This window comes from Veillonella sp. (genome assembly GCF_018381775.1).
Classification (GTDB): Bacteria; Bacillota; Negativicutes; order Veillonellales; family Veillonellaceae; genus Veillonella.
Genome location: NZ_JAGZRH010000002.1, coordinates 178,646 through 200,034, shown reverse-complemented (window position 1 = coordinate 200,034; position 21,389 = coordinate 178,646). Strand labels below are relative to the sequence as shown.

General features: G+C 38.9%; 19 protein-coding genes, 1 other RNA gene and 1 other annotated feature. All 20 genes read left to right on the top strand.

Annotated elements, in window-relative coordinates:
* Positions 1-44: 44 nt before the first annotated feature.
* An RNA gene (gene rnpB, locus KH109_RS02150) (RNase P RNA component class A) lies at positions 45-395 on the top strand.
* A gap of 57 nt (positions 396-452) precedes the next feature.
* A complete protein-coding gene (locus KH109_RS02145) occupies positions 453-782 on the top strand; it encodes a thioredoxin family protein (RefSeq protein ID WP_295215296.1) in 330 nt (109 codons plus the stop codon).
* A gap of 277 nt (positions 783-1,059) precedes the next feature.
* On the top strand, positions 1,060-2,199 hold the full coding sequence (locus tag KH109_RS02140) for a hydrogenase small subunit (RefSeq protein WP_295215294.1): 1,140 nt from the start codon (positions 1,060-1,062) through the stop codon (positions 2,197-2,199).
* Positions 2,199-4,100, top strand: coding sequence for a nickel-dependent hydrogenase large subunit (locus KH109_RS02135; protein ID WP_295215291.1), 1,902 nt, complete (start codon positions 2,199-2,201; stop codon positions 4,098-4,100). Before KH109_RS02140 ends, KH109_RS02135 begins: the two co-directional genes overlap by 1 nt.
* Positions 4,101-4,114: 14 nt before the next feature.
* Positions 4,115-4,924 carry a Ni/Fe-hydrogenase, b-type cytochrome subunit gene (gene cybH, locus KH109_RS02130; protein WP_119206473.1) on the top strand — a complete coding sequence of 270 codons (810 nt, stop codon included), beginning with the start codon at positions 4,115-4,117 and terminating at the stop codon, positions 4,922-4,924.
* Positions 4,917-5,495, top strand: coding sequence for a HyaD/HybD family hydrogenase maturation endopeptidase (locus tag KH109_RS02125; RefSeq protein WP_024066802.1), 579 nt, complete (start codon positions 4,917-4,919; stop codon positions 5,493-5,495). The genes cybH and KH109_RS02125 overlap by 8 nt, the downstream gene beginning before the upstream one ends.
* Before the next feature lie 47 nt (positions 5,496-5,542).
* Positions 5,543-5,920, top strand: a complete 378-nt coding sequence (locus KH109_RS02120; RefSeq protein ID WP_060923948.1) for a hydrogenase expression/formation C-terminal domain-containing protein — start codon at positions 5,543-5,545, stop codon at positions 5,918-5,920.
* Positions 5,921-6,441: 521 nt separating this feature from the next.
* Positions 6,442-7,452, top strand: a complete 1,011-nt coding sequence (locus KH109_RS02115; protein WP_105085867.1) for a glycosyltransferase family 2 protein — start codon at positions 6,442-6,444, stop codon at positions 7,450-7,452.
* An 83-nt stretch (positions 7,453-7,535) separates the two neighbouring features.
* Positions 7,536-8,345, top strand: coding sequence for an NlpC/P60 family protein (locus KH109_RS02110; protein WP_060923946.1), 810 nt, complete (start codon positions 7,536-7,538; stop codon positions 8,343-8,345).
* Between the two features lie 216 nt (positions 8,346-8,561).
* Positions 8,562-11,177, top strand: a complete 2,616-nt coding sequence (gene alaS, locus KH109_RS02105; protein ID WP_295215286.1) for an alanine--tRNA ligase — start codon at positions 8,562-8,564, stop codon at positions 11,175-11,177.
* Between the two features lie 153 nt (positions 11,178-11,330).
* On the top strand, positions 11,331-11,591 hold the full coding sequence (locus KH109_RS02100) for an IreB family regulatory phosphoprotein (RefSeq protein ID WP_009351224.1): 261 nt from the start codon (positions 11,331-11,333) through the stop codon (positions 11,589-11,591).
* Positions 11,591-12,010 carry a Holliday junction resolvase RuvX gene (gene ruvX, locus KH109_RS02095; protein WP_213466870.1) on the top strand — a complete coding sequence of 140 codons (420 nt, stop codon included), beginning with the start codon at positions 11,591-11,593 and terminating at the stop codon, positions 12,008-12,010. Before KH109_RS02100 ends, ruvX begins: the two co-directional genes overlap by 1 nt.
* 26 nt (positions 12,011-12,036) lie before the next feature.
* Positions 12,037-12,333, top strand: a complete 297-nt coding sequence (locus KH109_RS02090; RefSeq protein ID WP_295215283.1) for a DUF1292 domain-containing protein — start codon at positions 12,037-12,039, stop codon at positions 12,331-12,333.
* A gap of 170 nt (positions 12,334-12,503) precedes the next feature.
* Entirely contained in the window at positions 12,504-13,910 is a 1,407-nt protein-coding gene (gene mltG, locus KH109_RS02085; RefSeq protein WP_295215280.1) for an endolytic transglycosylase MltG, read from the top strand.
* Positions 13,911-13,933: 23 nt separating this feature from the next.
* The gene (locus tag KH109_RS02080) at positions 13,934-14,542 is read left to right on the top strand and encodes an O-methyltransferase (protein WP_105094496.1); all 609 of its coding nucleotides are present in this window, start codon (positions 13,934-13,936) and stop codon (positions 14,540-14,542) included.
* Positions 14,542-15,783, top strand: coding sequence for a U32 family peptidase (locus tag KH109_RS02075; RefSeq protein WP_295215277.1), 1,242 nt, complete (start codon positions 14,542-14,544; stop codon positions 15,781-15,783). Before KH109_RS02080 ends, KH109_RS02075 begins: the two co-directional genes overlap by 1 nt.
* A 96-nt stretch (positions 15,784-15,879) precedes the next feature.
* Positions 15,880-16,155 (top strand): DUF4911 domain-containing protein, encoded by a 276-nt coding sequence (locus KH109_RS02070; protein WP_295215274.1) that lies wholly within the window; start codon positions 15,880-15,882, stop codon positions 16,153-16,155.
* A 61-nt stretch (positions 16,156-16,216) separates the two neighbouring features.
* Complete coding sequence (locus KH109_RS02065) at positions 16,217-17,209, top strand: hypothetical protein (RefSeq protein ID WP_295215271.1); 993 nt, start codon at positions 16,217-16,219, stop codon at positions 17,207-17,209.
* A 169-nt stretch (positions 17,210-17,378) separates the two neighbouring features.
* Positions 17,379-17,611: a binding site (T-box leader), on the top strand.
* A 74-nt stretch (positions 17,612-17,685) separates the two neighbouring features.
* Complete coding sequence (gene thrS / locus KH109_RS02060) at positions 17,686-19,596, top strand: threonine--tRNA ligase (protein ID WP_295215268.1); 1,911 nt, start codon at positions 17,686-17,688, stop codon at positions 19,594-19,596.
* 115 nt (positions 19,597-19,711) lie between these two features.
* Positions 19,712-20,917 carry an MFS transporter gene (locus KH109_RS02055; RefSeq protein ID WP_295215265.1) on the top strand — a complete coding sequence of 402 codons (1,206 nt, stop codon included), beginning with the start codon at positions 19,712-19,714 and terminating at the stop codon, positions 20,915-20,917.
* Positions 20,918-21,389: the final 472 nt, after the last annotated feature.

Genomic DNA, 21,389 nt, shown 5'->3' with positions numbered 1-21,389 from the left:
ATTTTCTTGCAACAAATGGGCTAGCTATGATAAACTGAATTGAAGCAAGTATGAAAGACGGTTGCGAGTCCATAGGGCTCGAGGAAAGTCCGAGCTCCATAGGGCAGGATGCCAGATAACGTCTGGCGAGGGTAACCTTAGGGAAAGTGCCATAGAAAAGGAAACCGCCACGTCAGTGGTAAGGGTGGAAAGGTGAGGTAAGAGCTCACCAGCAGTCTGGTAACAGGTTGGCTCGGTAAACCCCATCCGGAGCAAGACCGAATAGGGAAGGGTTAAGGGTGGTCCCGCCTACCTTCCGGGTTGTGTCGCTCGAGCGTGCAGGCGACTGTACGCCTAGAAAGATAATCGTCACCGCGCAAGCGGAACAGAACTCGGCTTATTGATTGCTTGCTTCCATATTTAAGATATAATTTATAGTATATAAGATTGTAGATCTTTGTTAGGAGAACTTCATGGCAATTACAGCGATTACTAGTGTACAAGAATTTGATGAAAAAGTACTTGGCTCTAAAGGTTTAGCTATTGTTGATTTCTGGGCTGCCTGGTGCGAACCTTGCACTGTTATGCGTCCAGAGGTAGAAGCTGTAGCAGAACGTTTGAAAGGACAAGTTGCGTTCTTTAGTGTTGATGCAGAAGATAAAAATCTTCGTGGCGTTTTGTTGAAAGAAGATATCGATGGTATTCCATCCATGGTATTCTATCGCGATGGCAAAATGCTTGATTCCCTTGTAGGTTACAAGAAAGCTGATGTGCTTGAGTCTCTAATCAAGGAAGTCATCTAATTTAGTGATAACTAAAAATTTTTACAATATCATATAATACAAGGCTGTATACAAGTTGAATAAATTTTCTTGTATACAGTTTTTTTATTTAAAATCTGTAGTTTTAACAGTTATTAAGTGATATAATAAAGTTGTAAGAATATGATTGTTATCATAATAGCTATGATATATGGAATGGTAAAATTAATTATCATAGTATGATTATTATCATAATGGTTGTAGTTTATTAAGTAATATTGATATATTGCGCAAAGTTGTTGTAAGGAGGCTATATTCCGTGAAGAATCGTATAAACAGTTTATGGACACTCTTCCAAGAGCGACGTTTGAGTCGACGCACATTTATGAAATCCTGTGTAGCACTCACCGCTATTCTCGGTTTGCCACCAACGATGTTAGATACCGTTGTTAAGGCAGCTGAGACAACTGAATTGCCTACAGTAATTTGGTTACATGGTCATGAATGTACTGGTTGTAGTGAATCATTCATTCGTTCATCTTCTCCGTTTACATCCGATGTAATTTTGAACATGATTTCCCTTGAATATGATGATACTTTGGCGGCTGCATCTGGTGCACCATTAGAAGAACATTTAGAGAAAATCATCAAAGAAAAAGCAGGCAAATATATTTTGGCTGTTGAAGGTGGCGTACCACTTGATGAAGATGGTGTTTACTGTACAGTAGGTGGACGTACATTTAAAGAGTCCTTATTAGAAGCGGCTAAAGGTGCAGCAGCAATCATTGAATATGGTTCTTGCGCATCTTGGGGTGGTATTCAAGCGGCTAAACCAAATCCAACAAATACAGTATCTGTATCTTCTGTTGTATCTGGTAAGCCTATTATCAAAGTTCCTGGTTGTCCTCCAATTCCAGAGGTTATGACTGGTGTAATTATGCATTATGCATTATTCGGTCAAATCCCACCTCTTGATTCTCAAGGTCGTCCTAAACAATTTTATGGCAATCGTATTCACGATACATGCTATCGTCGTGCCTTCTTTGACTCTGGTCTATTCGTTGAAAAATTTGACGATGATGCATCCAAATCTGGTTGGTGCTTGTACAAAGTAGGTTGTCGTGGACCTCAAACATATAATTCTTGTGGTAACTTGCGTTGGTGGAATGGGTTATCCTATCCAATTCAATCCGGTCATGGTTGTATTGGCTGCTCTGAAAAGGGCTTCTGGGATAATGACGTATTCTATAAACGTTTACCAGATATTCCATTGGCTAAAACCATCACAACTGCTGATACAATCGGTACCGTAGCTGCTGTTGGTGCCACTGCAGCTGTTATTGCTCATGGTGCTGCAACTCTTACGCGTAATAAAATTCTTGATATGAAAGAAGAAAAACGCTTAAAAGAAGAAGGCTTATGGGATGAAAAGAAACATAATAATGGAGGAGGTCACTAATGAAACGCGTAGTAGTAGATCCGATTTCCCGTATTGAAGGTCATTTACGGGTAGAAATAAAAGTTGATGAAGCGAGTGGTAAGGTAGAGGACGCATTGTCTTCTGGTACTGCTTGGCGCGGTATCGAACTTGTTGCTAAAGATCGCGATCCTCGTGACCTTTGGGCTTTCGTACAACGTATTTGTGGCGTATGTACTACAACACATGCATTGGCATCGTTACGTGCTGTAGAGGATGCACTTGGTATTACTATTCCTAAAAATGCAAACTATATTCGTAACATCATGCATAGCTCTTTAGATGTACATGACCATATCGTACATTTTTATCACTTACATGCTCTTGACTGGGTTAGCCCAGTAGCAGCTCTTAGTGCAGATCCAGCTAAAACTGCACAATTACAAAATGATGTATTAGCTACTTATAATGTAAGTGGTTTGGCGCCAGCTGAAACTGCGTCTAAAGACTCTGCATACCCTAAAGAGTTCCCTAAAGCGACTACTGCATATTTTGCAGCGGTACAACAAAAGGTTAAGAAGATTGTTGAATCTGGTCAGTTGGGCATTTTCGCTGCTCAATGGTGGGATCATCCTGATTATAATTTGTTGCCACCAGAGGTTCACTTAATGGCCGTATCCCATTACTTGAATATTCTTGATCGTCAACGTGATATCGTAATTCCTCACGTTGTATTTGGTGGTAAAAACCCACATCCACATTATATTGTTGGTGGTATGCCATGTTCCATTTCTATGAATGATATGAATGCGCCTATCAATACAGCACGTCTTGCTGCGGTAGAAGAATCTATTGCATTGGCTAAAGATCTAGTGGATAATTTCTATGTTCCAGATTTATTGGCTATTGGCAAAATGTATGTAGAAAAGGGCATGGTCGATGGTGGTGGCCTAGCGAAAAAACGTGTTATGTCTTACGGTGATTACCCAGACGATACATATTCTGGCATTTCTAATGGCGATTACCATAAGAAATGTGTGGTTCGCTCCAATGGTGTAGTTGAAAACTTTGCTTTAGGCGTAGATAAAGCTACATTTATTCCGTTAGAAGGTAAAGACTTCATGGATCCTCAATACCTTAGTGAAGAGGTTGATCATTCCTGGTTCACATATCCTGATGGTAAAAGCTCTCTTCATCCTATCGAAGGTGTTACAGATCCTAAGTTTACAGGTCCTAAATCTGGTACAAAAGAAAAATGGGAATTCCTTGATGAAGATAAAAAATACTCTTGGATTAAATCCCCAACATTCAAAGGTAAAACTGCAGAGGTTGGCCCATTAGCGAAATATATCGTTGTATATACAAAAGTAAAACAAGGTATCATTAAAGACCCAACTTGGGCAGAGTCTATGATTGTTCGTCAAATCGATACAGTATCCCAAGTATTGGGCGTACCTGCACATGTATGGATGACAACTATGGTAGGTCGTACAGCATGTCGTGGCCTTGATGCACAAGTAGCAGCAAATATGAGCCAATACTTCTTCGATAAACTTGTAGCGAACATTAAAAATGGTGATACTACAGTGGCTGATACAACTAAGTTTGAGCCAAATACATGGGATAAAGATGCTAAGGGCGTTGGCCTTGTAGATGCACCTCGTGGTGGTTTGGGCCACTGGATTCACATTAAAGATGGCCGCTCTGCAAACTATCAATGTATCGTACCATCCACATGGAATGCATGTCCTAAGACTGCAGCAAATGAACATGGTGCCTACGAAGACTCCATGATTGATACACATGTAAAAATTGCAGATAAACCACTTGAAATCTTGAAGGTAATTCACTCCTTTGACCCATGTCTCGCATGTGCAACCCATTTATACAATAAAAAAGGCGAAAAAATTGTTTCCGTCAATACAGATGCATTGTGTAAATAAAGGGTGGTGGGCTTATGTTAATACATACTGACAAAAAGGCGTATGTCGTATTTAGTCTATGGCTGCGCATATTCCACTGGACTATGGTGCTAAGCGTAACTGCATTATTCTGGACAGGTCTATATATTGGTGATCCAGGATTTGCGGCTATCACAGGTAATCCAGAGCCAACCTTTGCTATTGATGGCTGGTTCTCTATGGAAACTATGCGTCGTATCCATTTCATTGCAGGGGTTATCTTAACATGCTCCTTTATTTTCCGATTTGCAGGTGCTCTTTGGAATCGAGGAGATAGATTATTACCTAAATTCCGCCAAAAACGGTATTGGTATGGTCTTAAAGAAACTACATTGCACTATTTGATGATTCCACAAAAACACGAACATCATTGGCTTCGTAACTCCTTAGCAAGAACTGCATATATGATGGTATATGTAATGTTTTTCTTTGAAATCTTAACGGGTTTTACAATGTATTCAATGGTGGATCCAAATGGTATTCTAGGAACCCTATTCGCACCAGTTGTTACATTATTTGGTGGTGAATATAAGGTTCACATTATTCATCACTATATTGCGTGGGGATTCTTGTTCTTTACTATCGTTCACGTGTACATGGCATTCCGAGAAGACGTTATGGAGGAATCCGGCGAAGTATCTGCTATGGTTTCCGGTATGAAGTATTATGCGCATGATCCAATCGATATTGAAGATCTAAACGGTAAACGCCGTCGTGGTGAACGTATCGATAAACCATCTGGTACTACATATCGTCCAAGTGATCCTAACGATCCTAGAGAAAGAGAATTACAAGATAATGACTAATACAAGTACTGATATCATCAGTGGCTTGGAACAATACGCGGACTCTGAGGGTCCGCGTATTGATTTAAATAGCCTTTATGATGATGGGAATAATGAAATTGTTCTACTTGGCGTAGGGAATATATTGCTTACTGATGAGGGATTAGGTGTTCATGTAGTGAAAGAGTTGAAAGAATCTTTCACATTTACACCAGCCATTTCTATTATTGATGGTGGCACAATGGGGATGGAGCTACTTACGTATATGCGTGGAATGAAGAAAATTCTTCTTGTAGATGCTATCAATGGTGGAGAAGCACCAGGAACTATATATGAGTTTCCTCATAAGGAATTAGAACAATATTTTACAGAGCATATTTCTGTACATGAAGTAGGGATGCAAGATATTTTACGTATTCGAGCTATTCAAGAGGATCCATTAGAGGATGCAGTGGTTATTGGCGTAGAACCAGAATCATTAGAAATTGGCTTTGAACCTAGTGCGCCTGTACAACGAGCATTACCAGAGGTAAAAGAGCGTGTATTACATGTTCTACAAGAATGGGGCGTAACTGCAGAGCTAAATACTTAAAATAATGCGTTTATAGGATATAAAGAGTATCTCTAATAGGAGTATTTATGATTGAGAATTATAGTAATGTTCGCGCTGTTTTAAATGAGTTGCGTTTAGCTCTTAAAAACTTGCGAGAAACGGGTGAGACATATTCAATTTATATTGAGAAAACAGGGCTCACAGAGGAAGAACAAGTGGAAGTATTAGAAACACTTGGCCGTGGTCATATTACGATTAACTTTAATGAAACTGATCAGCCTGTAGAGTGGTATGAGTCTCAATTCTCTGGAATTTGGATTGGAACCTTTAAAAATGGCCGAGATGATTCAATTTTGCACACCGTAGAGGTTTCAAAGTATCCTGTAGTGGCTGGTGCATATGAAGAGGATATGGAGCTTGCAGAGGAAGATTTACAATCTTGGATTGATGCTGCTGGCCTATAATAAAAGAGACCCTAATAAGGGTCTCTTTCTTCTCTATTGATGAAAAGATTCTAGTAAATCTATTTTGTTAATACCATAATGTTAGTTTTTATATTATTAGTATTTTATGCATATTTTGGGGCATATATAATTGGTTTATGCACAGAGTGATTAGTAAAATTATTTTAAGTTTTATGAATTTAAGATGAAATAAGTTAAGACTCTTATATTTATAGCAAAAAATATATTTGATATTTTGATTAATTTACGATTGAATAAGTAATTAACAGTAATTCATGGGTTTTTAGTGATATAAATTTATTTTATAATATAGATTATTGAGTAGTTATAAAGATAAGTGAATTAATAATTTATTCATAGTACTTATATATAGGATAAATGAAGAGAAATGTCTATAGAGTTTGTAGAAATCGCATGTTTACTGGGGTTATAGATATTATTTTTCCTATTGTTAACCTTGATAATTTGCCTTAATTTACTAATTAACTTAAAATATGTGAGTAAAATACTTTGGAGGATTTATGTTACTTTCTATTGTAGTGCCTGTATATAACGAAGAAGAGAACATAGCGAATTTTTATAAAGCTGTAACTGATGTTATGTCAGGACTCACGTACGATTATGAACTAATCTTCGTAGATGACGGTTCTAGTGATTCGTCAGCTATGATATTGCGTGAAATTGCTTACAATGATAAACATGTCAAAGTGTTATTGCTTGCTCGTAATTTTGGGCATCAGACTGCGCTTACTTGTGGTCTTGATTATGCTCATGGAGATGCAGTTATTACAATGGACGGTGACATGCAGCACCCACCGGCTTTGATTCCTGAACTTGTTAGGTTGTGGGAGTCAGGCTATGATGTGGTGCGCACCATACGCGATTCAACTGAAGATGCTAGTTGGGCTAAATCTTTCACGTCTAAGTATTATTACAAACTAATGAACAAAATGGCCGATGTTCCTATTGTTGAAGGTGGATCTGATTTCCGTCTCATGAATAGTAAAGCATTGGGCACATTGAAACGATTTAGAGAACATGGTCGTTTCTTGCGCGGTATTGTCGGTGCCTTGGGGTATAGACAAGCTGAGTTGCACTTTGTGGCACCACCTCGTTTTGCAGGGGTCTCAAAGTTTAGTGTGCGTAAAATGATACGATTTGCTCTCGATGGGGTAACCGCCTTTTCAAGAGTTCCTTTACGGGCTGCTTTATACGTCGGTGTACTATGTGGTGGGTTAAGCTTCTTGCTTATATTACACCTCTTGTATGTATATCTTACGGGTCAAGCCTTGAATGGATGGACTACCTTGGGCGTATCAATTTTGTTTATTGGTGGAATCCAACTCGTCGGACTGGGTATTATTGGCGAGTATGTAGGTCGTATTTTTGAAGAGGTGAAGCAACGGCCTTTGTATTGGGTTAAGTCTGCTATAAACTTTGATGAGCATGAAGAGGCTCCATTACTTGGACCAAGTAGTGCAGATGTGTTTATGGCACCTGAGACTTATACTAACAAAAGCAAAGAAGACTAGCTGTATTTGTGAATGCAAATAAATAGACGGTTAGTATATTTTGAATAAATAACTTACTTTAAAAGTTTTTGGAAAGGAAGCATATGAAGTCAAAATATAGTAAGGTTAAAATAACGGCATTAACATTAACTTTTGTGTGTGCCACAACAGCCATGGTAGGTGCAACAACATTACAATATGGTGATAAGGGCAAAAGTGTTACAGCGGTTCAACAACAACTAATTAAACACGGTTATAATGCTACAGATAAAAATGGTGTATATGGTAAAGAAACGAAATGGGCAGTTCGTCTGTTCCAACAAGATCGTGGCTTACCAGTGGACGGTATCGTAGGTCCTGCTACGTATAATGCATTGATGAGTGCTCCTCGTTCTACGAAGGCAGTATTGACTCAAAATGCTGCGACTAAAGCAGTAGCAACAAAATCCGCTTTCACAAACAACAATGCGACATCTCGTCGTGTTGCTGGTCAATCCATTACTGGCAAAAATATTAAATTAAATAATATTACGAAAAACGAAACACCAAGTAGCATTCATGCTATCTTGGCGGAAGCAGACAAATATCGCGGTGTACCATATGTATTTGGTGGTACTACACCAAGTGGTTTTGACTGCTCTGGTTACGTTAAATATGTATTTGCAAAACAAGGTATTTCTTTGCCACGTTTAGCAGATGAACAATATAACGTAGGTGTTGAGGTTTCTCGTGCAAACTTAAAAGCAGGGGATTTGGTATTCTTTGAAACATATGAACCAGGTCCATCTCACTCCGGTATTTATATTGGTGATGGCAAGTTCATCAGCGCCACTTCCAGTCGTGGTGTAGCAGTAGCAGATCTTGATACTGGCTATTGGGGTGAACGCTATATCGGCGCAAAACGCGTTGTATAAACCAATACATATTAGCTTTAAAAGAGGCTATACGAATCAATTATGTTCTGTTGATTTGTATAACCTCTTTTTCTCATTTCTAGAAATATTGAATTTTATCCTTGTATTTGCTACTGTGAAAGTCGGTACATTCCGCATAATCTCAATGTTTTTAATAGATTTTATATCATTTTTACGATATAATGAAGAGTAAATAATTTTAGGAGGAATATACACATGAAGGGTAATGAACTGCGTCAAGCATACTTGCAGTTTTTTGAAAGCAAAGGACATTTAAAATTAGATAGTTTTTCTCTTATACCAGAAAACGATCCATCTCTATTATTGATTGGGGCAGGTATGGCGCCATTAAAGCCTTTCTTTACAGGTAAATTGGTACCTCCTTGTCATCGTATTACAACAAGCCAAAAATGTATGCGTACAGGTGACCTTGAAAACGTAGGTCGCACAGCTCGTCACCATACATTCTTTGAAATGCTTGGTAACTTCTCCTTTGGTGACTACTTCAAAAAAGAAGCAATTCACTGGGCGTGGGAGTTCCTAACTGAAGTTATTAAACTCGATAAAAATAGATTGTATGTTACTGTATATCCAGATGACCAAGAAGCATATGATACATGGCACAATGATTGTGGCGTAGAAGAAAGTCATATTACACGCCTAGAAGATAACTTCTGGGAAATCGGTGAAGGTCCATGTGGTCCTGATAGTGAAATCTTCTTCGACCAAGGTCCTGAACATGGTTGTGATGATCCTAACTGTGCACCAGGTTGTGACTGCGATCGCTATCTTGAAATCTGGAACTTAGTATTCACTCAATTTAATAAAATGCCAGATGGTTCTTATGAACCATTGCAACATAAAAACATCGATACCGGCGCTGGTCTTGAACGATTGGCTTCCGTATTACAAGGTTGTAAAACAAACTTTGAAACCGATTTGATTTTCCCAATTATTGAAGCAACTGCAAAACGCGCTGGCGTTACATATAACGAAAATCCAAATACTGATGTTTCTTTAAAGGTTATCGCTGACCATGCTCGTGCTGTTACTGCATTGATTTCTGATGGTGTACTGCCATCCAACGAAGGTCGCGGTTACGTATTGCGTCGTATTTTACGTCGTGCTGTACGTCATGGCCGTTTGCTTGGTATTGAAGGTATCTTCTTAACACCACTTATTGACGTAGTAGTTGATATTCTTGGCCCTGGTATTAAATCCATTGCTGAGAAACAAGACTTTGTTAAACGGGTTGTACAAAATGAAGAAGAACGCTTTAATCAAACATTGGAACAAGGCCTTGAGTTATTAAATTCCTTAATCGATACACTTGCTGCTGAAAAAGCAACTGTAGTTCCTGGTACAGAAGTATTCAAACTATATGATACATATGGATTCCCTTGGGAATTAACAGAAGAAATCGCTTCTGAACGCGGCTTTACAATTGACCATGAAGGTTTTGAAGCAGCTATGAAGGAACAACGTGAACGCGCTCGTGAAGCTCGTGTAAAAGAAGATGCTAAGGTAGCAACACCTGACATCACATTCTTGAAAGACGAAGAGCTTCTTGAAGATGAAGCTGTAACTGCTTCTTCCGTATTAATGATCGGTAAAGGCTCTGAACGTTTGCAAACAGCTGCTGATGGCGATGAAATTACTGTTATCGTACGCACCACACCATTCCACGCTGAAGGGGGCGGTCAATTAGGTGATACAGGCTTTATCGTTGGACCAATGGGTAAGGTAGAGGTTCATAATACAAAACGTTTACCTGAAGGCACTGTATACCATATTGGTACTGTTGTGGAAGGTTCTATTTCCGAAGGCGATGATGTAACGCTTGAAGTAGACACAAATCGTCGTGCTGCTATGGCTCGTAACCATACAGCAACACATTTATTACATGCAGCATTGAAAAAGGTTCTAGGTGAGCATGTTAACCAAGCAGGTTCCTTAGTAACTCCAGATTACTTGCGTTTCGACTTCACTCACTTCTCTCCTGTAACACAAGAGGAACTTGATCAAATCGAAGATCTTGTAAATGAAGAAATTTTAAAAGCTACAGACCTAGCTATTGCTGAAATGTCCATGGACGAAGCAAAAGCGAAAGGTGCGATGGCACTCTTTGGCGATAAATATGGCGATGTAGTTCGCGTTGTAGAGGTTCCTGGCTTCTCCGTTGAATTATGTGGTGGTTCTCATGTAGGTAATACAGCTTTCATTAGTTCCTTCCGCTTAACATCTGAAGCTGGTATTGGTTCTGGTGTACGTCGTATTGAAGCAATTACAGGTCGTGCAGCTCTAGATGCAGCAAAACATGATCGCTTGACTATCGAACGCATGGCAGGGGAACTTAAAACTAAAGCTCCTCAAGTAGAAGAACGTTTACATCAAGTATTAGCAGAAGCAAAAGAAACTGCTAAAGAATTAGAACAAATTCGCAAAGAGGTTTCTGCAGCTGGTGCGGCAGATATCATTGCTGGTAAGGTAATGATTGGTGACGTTGCATTTGTAGCGGCTGCTGTAAAAGCATCCTCTATCGATGAATTACGTGATATGGCTGATATGGGCCTTGATAAATTAGATGGTTCTGGCGTAGTGCTTGTAGGCGCTGCTATGGGCGATGACAAAGTTAACTTTGTATGTAAAGTATCCAAAGATGTAGTGGCTAAAGGCGCTAAAGCTGGTAATATCGTAAAAGCAGCAGCACAAGTAGCTGGTGGTAATGGCGGTGGCCGTCCAGATATGGCTCAAGCAGGTGGTAAAGAACCAGCTAAATTGATGGGAGCATTAAAAGCTGGTGGTGAAGCTTTAACATCTATGTTACAATAAGCATATAATTTTATAATTATACTTGTATCTGTTATAGATAAATTTTATAATGCATAAAAAGTTACTGACTTTGTAGCTTTAATTCAAGTATAATAGGAGGCGAGGTTTCACTTTACAGTGAAACCTGCCAATGTAATAAAAAGGAGGGATACGATGAAGGTTTCTGATGAAACTATGTTATTCCGTAAAGTAGACGATGAACCGATGACAGCTGAAGAGGTTCTTACTCGTGTTTATCAATCTATTCAAGAAAAAGGTTACAATCCAATCAATCAAATCTTAGGGTATCTTATTTCTGGGGATCCAGCGTACATTACAAGCTATAATAATGCGCGTTCTGATATCCGCCGTTTAGAACGGGATGACTTGATTGAGGAATTGTTGAAAGAATACGCAAAGGCAAAACAACTATAATGAGAATTATGTCATTAGATGTGGGCAGCCGTACTATCGGTATTGCCTGTAGTGATGCACTGCTCATGACAGCACAAGGTATTGAAACCATTCGTAGAACATCTCTTGAAAAAGACTTTAACCGCTTACAAGAACTCATTGCTGAATATGAAGTACATGAATTAGTAGTAGGTATGCCGAAGAATATGAATGGTACAAAAGGTGAACGGGCTGAAAAGACCGAAGAGTTTGTTGAAAAGATGAAGGAAGTCATCGATTTACCTGTAACATATTGGGATGAGCGGTTATCTACAGTTATGGCTGAACGCCAACTCATTGCAGCTGATGTGAGTCGTAAAAAACGTAAGTCCGTTATTGATAAAATGGCAGCGGTTGTAATTTTGCAAGGATATTTAGATCGCTTGCAGTTTAATAAATAAGTATTTTTTCTTAAGGAGGGTTTCTGATGGTTGACCAAAATTTTGAAGGCGAAGTATATTACTTGGAATTCGAAGATGAAAATGGTAACAAACAGTACTTCACAGAGGACATTATTTTAAGTCATGAAGGCCAAGAATATGCTGTTCTTGTACATGTACAAGATGAAGAGGCTGACCACGAAGGTCAAGATGACACATACATGATCTTGGCTCGCATCGAAACAAATGAAGAAGGCGTAGAAGAATACGTACCTTTAGATGAAGATGATGAAAACTTTGAAACTCTAGTAAAATTGTATGAAGAAATGGAACATGACGAGTAGTTGTCTTCTTTATAAATCTAGCGTGTTGTCTTTGGGCAATACGCTATTTTTATTTCCTATATATTAAGGTGCCCATAATATGATAATGTCCTTTTATATAGGGGAAATATGGACTTTATGGTATAATAAGATGATAAATACTGTTATGTTACAGAAAGGAACTCAACGTCGTGAGAAAAGCCTTAAGATATATTTTAATCCTTATTATTGTAGGCGTATTAATCATCGCAGGTGGTTTAGGGGCAATTTATTTAGTGCCAAACACCTTTGCTCAAGATGATGGTACACAGGTACTTGTCATCGAAAAGGGGCAGACTGGCACTGAAATTGCAGATATGCTCTATGAACGAGGTCTTATTCGTTCTACACAAGGCTTTAAGCTTTGGTTATATTTGAGCGGCACCAATGATAAACTTCAAACTGGTCACTACCAAATTCCTAACAAGGTAACTGTGCGCGAACTCATTTCTTTATTACAAGAAGGTCATGTAGAATCTATTCGTGTTACAATTCCTGAAGGATACACAGTTGGTGATATTGCTATCGTTCTTGAAAAAAATCAAATTATGAAGGCAAAGGATTTCTTAGCAGAAGCAAAGACCTTTGTACCATATCCATATATGAAAGGTACAAGACCTGCTACATATCCGGTAGAGGGCTTCTTATTCCCAAGTACTTATGAAATTCCAGTAGGTGCAACGCCACGTGAAGTGATTCAAATGATGGCTGACGAAATGAATCGTTACCTCACACCGGCTGTGAAGAAACAAATTCAAGCGCAACACATGAGTATTCATGACTTTGTAACATTGGCATCCATTGTCGAACGTGAATCTTTATTTGATGCAGATCGTCCAACAATTGCAGGGGTATTTAAAAAACGGTTAGCTCATGGTATTCCATTGCAATCTGATGCGACAATTTCTTATGTACTTGGTTATGCAAAAGAAGATGTAACTATTGGTGATACGCAATTACAAAGCCCGTATAATACATACGTATCTAAAGGCTTGCCACCAGGACCAATTGCGAACCCTGGTAAAAAAGCATTAGATGCAGTCTTGCATTCTGAAGATACAGATTATTTATACTTTGTAGCAGATAAAGATGGACATAACCACTTCTCTAAAACATATGAAGAACATTTAGCGGAAGTTCATAAAATCTATGGTAATGATACGGCTACATCCTCTAATACAGAGGCCGCAGTACAAGCTGGTCCTAACTATGACGTGGCTGTGGCAACGACAGAGCCTAACTACAATTACAGCTCTGAAGAAGCGGTGGAAGCAGATTCTCAATATGTTAATGTGGAACCTACGTACAAATATACACCAACAACGGTTCCAGCTGCTGAAATTCCAGCACCAACACCAGCTCCACAAGCACCAGTTCAATCTGCACCAGCAACTCAATCATCTAGTTCTAACTCTTATGTGCCAACTACAACACCTGCTCCAGAATCTACGCAAAATGTTGTACCAAGTACACAACAAGTACCTCATATTGAAGTAAAGCCAGCTGAATCTGTGGATCGTTCTACGTTGGTAGTTCCTAGTGGTAATAGCAATAAATAATGTAGGAGATTGAATCTACTTTCATGACATTAAATGATATTTTAAATGAACAGCGTATTTACGCGATGATTAATGATGTACCGATTCTACGAGAATCTGAGGTTCATCTCTTTGAAGAATTAATAGGTTTGTACCGGCCCACCTCTGTGTTAGAGGTGGGCACCGCCATTGGTTATTCTGCTTTGTTGATGGCTCCGCTACTCGACGAAGAGGAAGGACATATTACATCTATTGAATTAGATGATGTACGTCACGAAATGGCGAAATATTATATTAACCAATCTGATTATGCCGATACAATTACATTGCTGAAAGGCGATGCATCTCAAGTCTTAACGGAACTCACTGGTGAATATGATCTAGTATTTTTAGATGGTCCTAAAGGGCAATATCTTAAACAATTAGAACTCATTTTGCCTCATGTGAAAGAAGGAGGCGTTATCCTTGCAGACAATGTACTTTTTAGAGGCTATGTAAGAGGCGATAAGGAGCCGCCAAAACGGTTTAAGACTATCGTAAAACGGTTAAAAGAATACTTAACGTATGTTGAAAATAAAGAATTGTTTAACACCACCATCTATCCAATGGGTGATGGTATGAGTGTGAGTGTGTGGAAAGGGCACAACAAATAATGGCAGAACATTTTATGGAATTGCTTTGTCCAGCCGGTAATATGGACAAGCTTAAAATGGCTATTCGCTATGGTGCGGATGCTGTATATTGTGCAGGCAAACGTTTTGGCTTGCGCGCAGGTAACTCTAATTTCTCCGACGAGGAATTAAAGGAAGCTGTAGAATTCGTACATGCTCATGGCAAGAAAATCCATGTAACATGTAATATCATTCCTCACAATGAGGACTTTGAAGGTTTAGAGGATTATTTGAAATTCCTTGAAAGTATCGGCGTTGATGCGATCATCGTAGCCGACATGGGTATCTTTAGCCTTGCTAAACGCGTGGCTCCAGGCCTTGAGCTTCACGTAAGTACACAAGCATCTACAACAAACTGGCATACAGTGCAAATGTGGAAAGAACTGGGTGCTACACGCGTCGTAGCGGCTCGCGAAGTATCCTTAGCAGACCTTAAAGAAATGAAGGATAATGTAGATATCGAAATCGAATCCTTCGTACATGGCTCCATGTGTATTTCTTACTCTGGTCGTTGTCTATTGTCTAACTATATGACAGGCAACCGTGATGCGAACCGCGGTCAATGTTCTCAATCTTGCCGTTGGAAATATTCCCTTGTTGAATCCAACCGACCTGGTGAATATTATCCAATTGAAGAAGATGAACATGGCACATATATCTTTAACTCTAAAGACTTGTGCTTGATTCACCGCATTCCTGATTTATACGAAGCTGGTATTGATAGCCTCAAAATTGAAGGCCGTATGAAATCCGTTCACTATTGTGCAACAGTAGCAAAGGTATACCGTACAGCTATCGATACATATCTTAAAGAAGGTAAAGACTGGTATGTTCGTCCAGAATGGATTGCAGAATTAGAAAAGATTTCTCACCGTCCATATACAGATGGCTTTGCAGAAGGGCGTCCTGATGAAACAGCTCAAAATTATGGTAAATCTACCAATACACAAAGCCATGACTTCATCGGTTTAGTTATGGGCTACAACGAAGAAGAAAAATACGTTGATCTTGAACAACGGAATAACTTCAAGGTAGGCGATAAAGTAGAATTCTGCCAACCTAAAGGTGAACTTGTGGAAACTGTAATTGAAAAAATGACAGATGAGGATGGTAATCCAATCGACGTAGCGCCTCATGCGCAAATGAAAGTGCGTATCTACATGGATACACCACTTGAGCCGTATTCTATGATGCGCCGTGAGTGCAAATCAAAAGAAGCTTAGTAGGTAGTGTATTAACGACAAACATATCTAATGGATGCCTATACTAGCGACATGTATAGCATTTACATTTTATAGTAATGATGTGTAGGAGGACTTATGAGTGGTACATCTTTAGAACCGAGTAAATCTATCGGTGCATTTACTGATGTACCAGATTTAGTAACCTATGGGGAAGAGGCGTATGTGTACTTTCATCTTGAACCGAAGCATACGAACTTTATCAATCGCATCATTGAAGGCTATGAATACTTAGGGGTTATGACATCTATTGATGTAAATGGACGCTGTATGCTAAGGTGTACACCTTCAACACGGCCCTTGGCTATTGAATTATTAAGTAGTCTATCGGACTATGTCACTATCGAGGATTAATATAATACTTTTATAATTACATCAAAATATTTAGACCTAGTAGAGAAATGAGAGTATATCTATGAAACAATCTATGTTGAAACGTGCATTATTAACAGCTTGTCTAAGTGTATCTATGGCAGGTGTAGCTATGGCAGGTCCTGTAGGCCCTGTTATTATTCCTCAAGCAGGAGATGTAGTAGTCATCAATCATGGTCCTGATATGACCTTCACTGGTAATATCAACTTTGATGTGGAAAGCCAAACTAATAACAATCTACAAATTGGTTCTACTGTGATTCCTAATGTTGTATATGGTGCAGCGTTCAATAAAACTGGTGCGCCAGATACAATTATCCCAGCTCAAACTTACGTGTATGTAGGCACAAAAGATGGGGCGAATGCTTTCACAGAGGCTAGCGATACTGACAAAAAAGGTGCTAACTGGAATGTGGAAACCTTGAAAAAAACTAAATCTGGTGACGTACAATTGGCAAGCCGTGGCATTCCTGAAAAGCCATTGGCAAATCAAGTAGCAACCATTAAAGATTCCATTATGCTTAGCGCTGTAGACCTCAGTACAACAGAGGTGGGCCACAACAGTAAGGGCGTTCTATATATGACTGTTCCTAAGGAATTGAAATTGACTGCTGACACAGGAATTCCTGAAGATGTGCGTGAAACAATGCCGGCTATGTTCCGTGGTAAAATGGGTGACTCCCTCATGGTGAATCTCATGCCTTTAAATGAAGAGGAAAAACAACAATTAGCGGCAAACCCACATAATGCAAATACAATCGTATTTAATCGTGGTATGAGCATGGCAAAAATGATTGGTTCCTCTGCGCGTACAAGCAAAGTGTACACATACATGAAGGATCATTATTTGAACCTTGTTATCGTAGCGAAAGACTACGATGATAACGGTGCTCGTGGTAGCGGTGTTATGATGGTTTCTAAACAAGATAACTCTAATGATGTACTTTTAACACTCTACAAAGGCCCAGATCTCTCCAATAGTAAATTGGAAAAAGTAATTGGAGCTATGTTATCTACAAACTTCAAACGCCAATAAACCTAACGAAATCTTTACAGGTTAAAAGGTCTTACAAGACGGCTCGATACATTCGGGCCGTTTTCTTTTTGTTTTAGGAGATAAAAGAGTTATATTGAATTTATAGAATTTATGAAATTTAACATTGAACCGTATTGAATTTTTTAATTCTCTATGATACTATAATCTAGTAAAAGTTATGCAAAGGACATGATTCTCATATCCCTGTGTACCAGAGAGAGGTTGATGCTGGAAATGCCTTACACATATATTAGAGTTACCCCCTTTAAACTGATTTGTCGAACCTAAGTAGGCAAATACGGCCGCCACCGTTATCGGGCTTAATGAAGTGAATTAACTATACACATATATTCGTATAGGTAGTTAACTAGGGTGGAACCGCGAATGATCTTCGTCCCTTGTTTTGTAGGGATAGAGGGTCTTTTTTTATTACAAAAATCCAGTCTATCCTAGATAATAAATTGGAGGAAATTAAAATGGCAGATGTAAAAATCATTTTACCTGATGGTAGTGCAAAGGAATACGCTGCTGGCACTACTCTTGGGGAAGCAGTAAAACAACTATCTAACAGCTTGGCTAAAAAAGTGCTAGCTGCTAATGTAAATGGCGAATTAACAGACCTTCGCGAAGAACTCGTTGATGGTTCTGAAGTAGCATTCTTAACATTCGAAGAAGATGGTGGTAAACATACTTTACGCCACACAGCTTCTCATATCTTGGCTCAAGCGGTTAAACGCTTATGGCCTGAAGCTAAATTGGCTATCGGCCCTGCTATCGATAAAGGCTTCTACTATGATATCGATATGGAACATACTTTGACTCCTGAAGATTTAGGTAAAATCGAAAAGGAAATGAGCCGTATTGTAAAAGAGAATTTGCCTATCACTAAATCTGTAATGTCTCGTCAAGAAGCTATCGAGTTCTTCAAATCTAAAAATGAAGACTACAAGGTAGAATTAATTGAAGATCTTCCTGAAGATGCTGTTATCTCTTGCTATGCACAAGGTGATTTCATCGATCTTTGTGCAGGTCCACACGTGGCATCTACTGGTAAGGTAAAAGCTTTTAAATTACAAAGCATTGCAGGTGCATACTGGCGCGGCGATGAAAAGAATAAAATGTTGCAACGTATTTACGGTACAGCATTTGAAAAGAAAGAAGAACTTGATGCATACCTTCACTTGCTTGAAGAAGCAGCTAAACGGGACCATCGTAAACTTGGTAAAGAACTTGGTTTGTTCGTTATCAAAGAAGAAGGTCCTGGCTTCCCATTCTTCTTGCCAAAAGGTATGGCTCTTCGCAACGAATTGGAAAACTTCTGGCGTGAAGTTCATCATGAATTCGATTACGAAGAAATTCGTACACCAATCATCTTAAATAAACAATTGTGGGAAACATCTGGTCACTGGTTCCATTACCGTGAAAATATGTACACTACAATCATTGATGATGAAGAATATGCAATTAAACCAATGAACTGCCCAGGCGGTATCTTGGTTTATCAAAACGAAATGCATTCCTACCGTGACTTCCCATTACGTTATGCTGAACTCGGCTTAGTACACCGTCATGAATTGTCCGGTGCTTTACACGGCTTATTCCGTGTACGTGCATTCACACAAGACGATGCTCACGTATTCATGTTGCCAGATCAAATGCAATCTGAATTGATGAAAGTTATCGAATTGTTTGACCGTATTTATAGCCAATTCGGTTTAAAATACCATGTGGAATTGTCTACTAAACCAGATAATGCAATGGGTGATGATGCAATTTGGGAAGCGGCTACAGAAGCATTGCGCAATGCGATTGAAGCAAAAGGTATTCCTTATGTAATCAACCCTGGCGATGGTGCGTTCTACGGTCCTAAACTTGACTACCATATCGAAGACTCCTTAGGTCGTACATGGCAATGTGGTACTATCCAATTGGATATGAACTTGCCTGAACGTTTCCAAATTGAATATGTTGGTGAAGATGGTCAAAAACATCGTCCTATCATGATTCACCGTGCATGCTTCGGCTCCATGGAACGTTTCATCGGCATTTTAACTGAACACTATGCAGGTGCGTTCCCAACTTGGATGGCTCCTGTACAAGTTAAAATCTTACCTATTTCTGAAAAGCATGTTGAATATGCTAAAGAATTGGCAAAACAAATGCACCGCGACTATGTACGTGTAGAAGTGGATGATCGTAGTGAAAAAATCGGCTACAAAATCCGTCAAGCACAAATGGCAAAAGTTCCGTACATGCTTGTTGTAGGTGATAAAGAGGTTGAAGAAGGCACAGTTAACGTTCGTAAACACGGCGGAGACGAATTAGGTTCCGTACTATTCGAAGAATTCTTCAATTCTATTAAAATCGAAATCAAAGAACGTAACTAATTACTTAGCCCCCATATACTAAAGCCTTTCATTAGACTTAAGTCTAGGCGTTGGCCATTTGTATAGTGGGGGCTATCTCTTTAATTGTTACCTGTGAGTAGCGGAAGGAAATACTATGAAAGAAGTAAATTCATATGGCTGGAAAGCCGTTATTGGTTCCTCCATTGGTTATGCTATGGATGGTTTTGACCTCTTAATTCTTGGCTTTATGCTGACACTAATTTCTGGAGATTTAGGTTTGACCACAGGTCAAGCGGGGTCTCTTGTAACGTGGACCTTGGTTGGTGCCGTACTTGGTGGGTTCATCTTTGGTACCTTGTCAGATAAATTTGGTCGCGTTCGCGTATTGACTTGGACTATCGTTCTATTTGCAGTATTTACTGGCCTCTGTGCTTTTGCTCAAGGCTATTGGGATCTTCTTATTTACCGTACAATAGCCGGTATTGGTTTAGGTGGTGAATTTGGTATTGGTATGGCGCTCGCTGCTGAAGCCTGGCCTGCTCAACACCGTGCAAAAGCAACAAGCTACGTTGCCTTAGGTTGGCAATTAGGCGTGTTGGCTGCTGCTTTGTTAACACCATTACTCATTCCTATCATTGGCTGGCGTGGTATGTTTATGGTTGGCATTATTCCAGCGTTAATTGCTTGGGTATTTCGTGCGAAACTACATGAACCAGAAATCTTTGTACAAAGTAAAGAAGATAAAGAGCATTCACATACAAACTCTTTCAAGTTATTAGTAAAAGATGTAAGAACTACAAAGACATCTATTGGTGTTGCTATTTTAACATCTGTTCAAAACTTTGGTTATTATGGTATTATGATTTGGTTACCTAATTTCTTAAGTAAGCAATTAGGTTTCTCTCTAACAAAATCTGGTTTGTGGACAGCGGTTACTGTTTGTGGCATGATGGTCGGTATTTGGTTATTTGGCCGCTTGGCTGATAAAATAGGTCGTAAACCTACGTTTATCATATTCCAATTAGGTGCTGTTATATCAATTTTAGTTTATTCCCAACTATCTGATCCAACAGCAATGCTATTTGCTGGTGCTATCTTAGGTGCTGCTGTAAACGGTATGATGGGTGGCTATGGTGCCTTGATGGCAGAAGCCTACCCAACAACTGCTCGTGCAACGGCTCAAAACGTACTATTTAATATCGGTCGTGCTGTAGGCGGCTTTAGCCCAATGGTAGTAGGCATGATTATCTCTATGTACTCTTACCAAGTAGCAATTGCATTCCTAGCTATTATCTACGTACTTGATATTCTTGCAACCGTATTCTTGATTCCTGAACTAAAAGGTAAGGAATTAGAATAAGAAAACTAGTCAATAAGATTAATAAACAAAACTAGTAAATAAGATTAGTAAATAATTTAACTACATTAAGCGCTGTCTTTGGACAGCGCTTTTTTGTATCTGTATTTAAATTTGTAATTATATTTCTAATAATTTGGAATAATACTGTTATTTTGCAGGAGTTTCATAAGCTTTGTCGAATACTATTTTGGCTATTCACATTTTGATGTAAAAACATAATGCAAGCTTTAATTAATTATATTATTTTGCTGATACTACCAGTTAAAAGTAATTTTGCTGAGTGGAGATATAAGCCATTTTAGAGATACTACCAGTTAAAAGTAATTTTGCTGAGTGGAGATATAAGTCATTTTAGAGATACTACCAGTTAAAACTAATTTTGTTGGTGAAGATACAAGTCGATTTGGAGATATTACCAGTTAAAAGTAATTTTGCTAAGTGGAGATACACGTCATTTTAGAGATACTACCAG

Excerpts from the sequence above, each read along its gene's own strand:
- KH109_RS02135 (WP_295215291.1), top strand. The coding sequence starts at position 2,199 with ATGAAACGCGTAGTAGTAGATCCGATTTCCCGTATTGAAGGTCATTTA.
- KH109_RS02145 (WP_295215296.1), top strand. The coding sequence starts at position 453 with ATGGCAATTACAGCGATTACTAGTGTACAAGAATTTGATGAAAAAGTA.
- KH109_RS02090 (WP_295215283.1), top strand. The coding sequence starts at position 12,037 with ATGGTTGACCAAAATTTTGAAGGCGAAGTATATTACTTGGAATTCGAA.
- ruvX (WP_213466870.1), top strand. The coding sequence starts at position 11,591 with ATGAGAATTATGTCATTAGATGTGGGCAGCCGTACTATCGGTATTGCC.
- KH109_RS02100 (WP_009351224.1), top strand. The coding sequence starts at position 11,331 with ATGAAGGTTTCTGATGAAACTATGTTATTCCGTAAAGTAGACGATGAA.
- KH109_RS02125 (WP_024066802.1), top strand. The coding sequence starts at position 4,917 with ATGACTAATACAAGTACTGATATCATCAGTGGCTTGGAACAATACGCG.
- KH109_RS02110 (WP_060923946.1), top strand. The coding sequence starts at position 7,536 with ATGAAGTCAAAATATAGTAAGGTTAAAATAACGGCATTAACATTAACT.
- KH109_RS02080 (WP_105094496.1), top strand. The coding sequence starts at position 13,934 with ATGACATTAAATGATATTTTAAATGAACAGCGTATTTACGCGATGATT.
- thrS (WP_295215268.1), top strand. The coding sequence starts at position 17,686 with ATGGCAGATGTAAAAATCATTTTACCTGATGGTAGTGCAAAGGAATAC.
- KH109_RS02055 (WP_295215265.1), top strand. The coding sequence starts at position 19,712 with ATGAAAGAAGTAAATTCATATGGCTGGAAAGCCGTTATTGGTTCCTCC.
- KH109_RS02075 (WP_295215277.1), top strand. The coding sequence starts at position 14,542 with ATGGCAGAACATTTTATGGAATTGCTTTGTCCAGCCGGTAATATGGAC.
- alaS (WP_295215286.1), top strand. The coding sequence starts at position 8,562 with ATGAAGGGTAATGAACTGCGTCAAGCATACTTGCAGTTTTTTGAAAGC.
- KH109_RS02070 (WP_295215274.1), top strand. The coding sequence starts at position 15,880 with ATGAGTGGTACATCTTTAGAACCGAGTAAATCTATCGGTGCATTTACT.
- KH109_RS02115 (WP_105085867.1), top strand. The coding sequence starts at position 6,442 with ATGTTACTTTCTATTGTAGTGCCTGTATATAACGAAGAAGAGAACATA.
- KH109_RS02120 (WP_060923948.1), top strand. The coding sequence starts at position 5,543 with ATGATTGAGAATTATAGTAATGTTCGCGCTGTTTTAAATGAGTTGCGT.
- cybH (WP_119206473.1), top strand. The coding sequence starts at position 4,115 with ATGTTAATACATACTGACAAAAAGGCGTATGTCGTATTTAGTCTATGG.
- KH109_RS02065 (WP_295215271.1), top strand. The coding sequence starts at position 16,217 with ATGAAACAATCTATGTTGAAACGTGCATTATTAACAGCTTGTCTAAGT.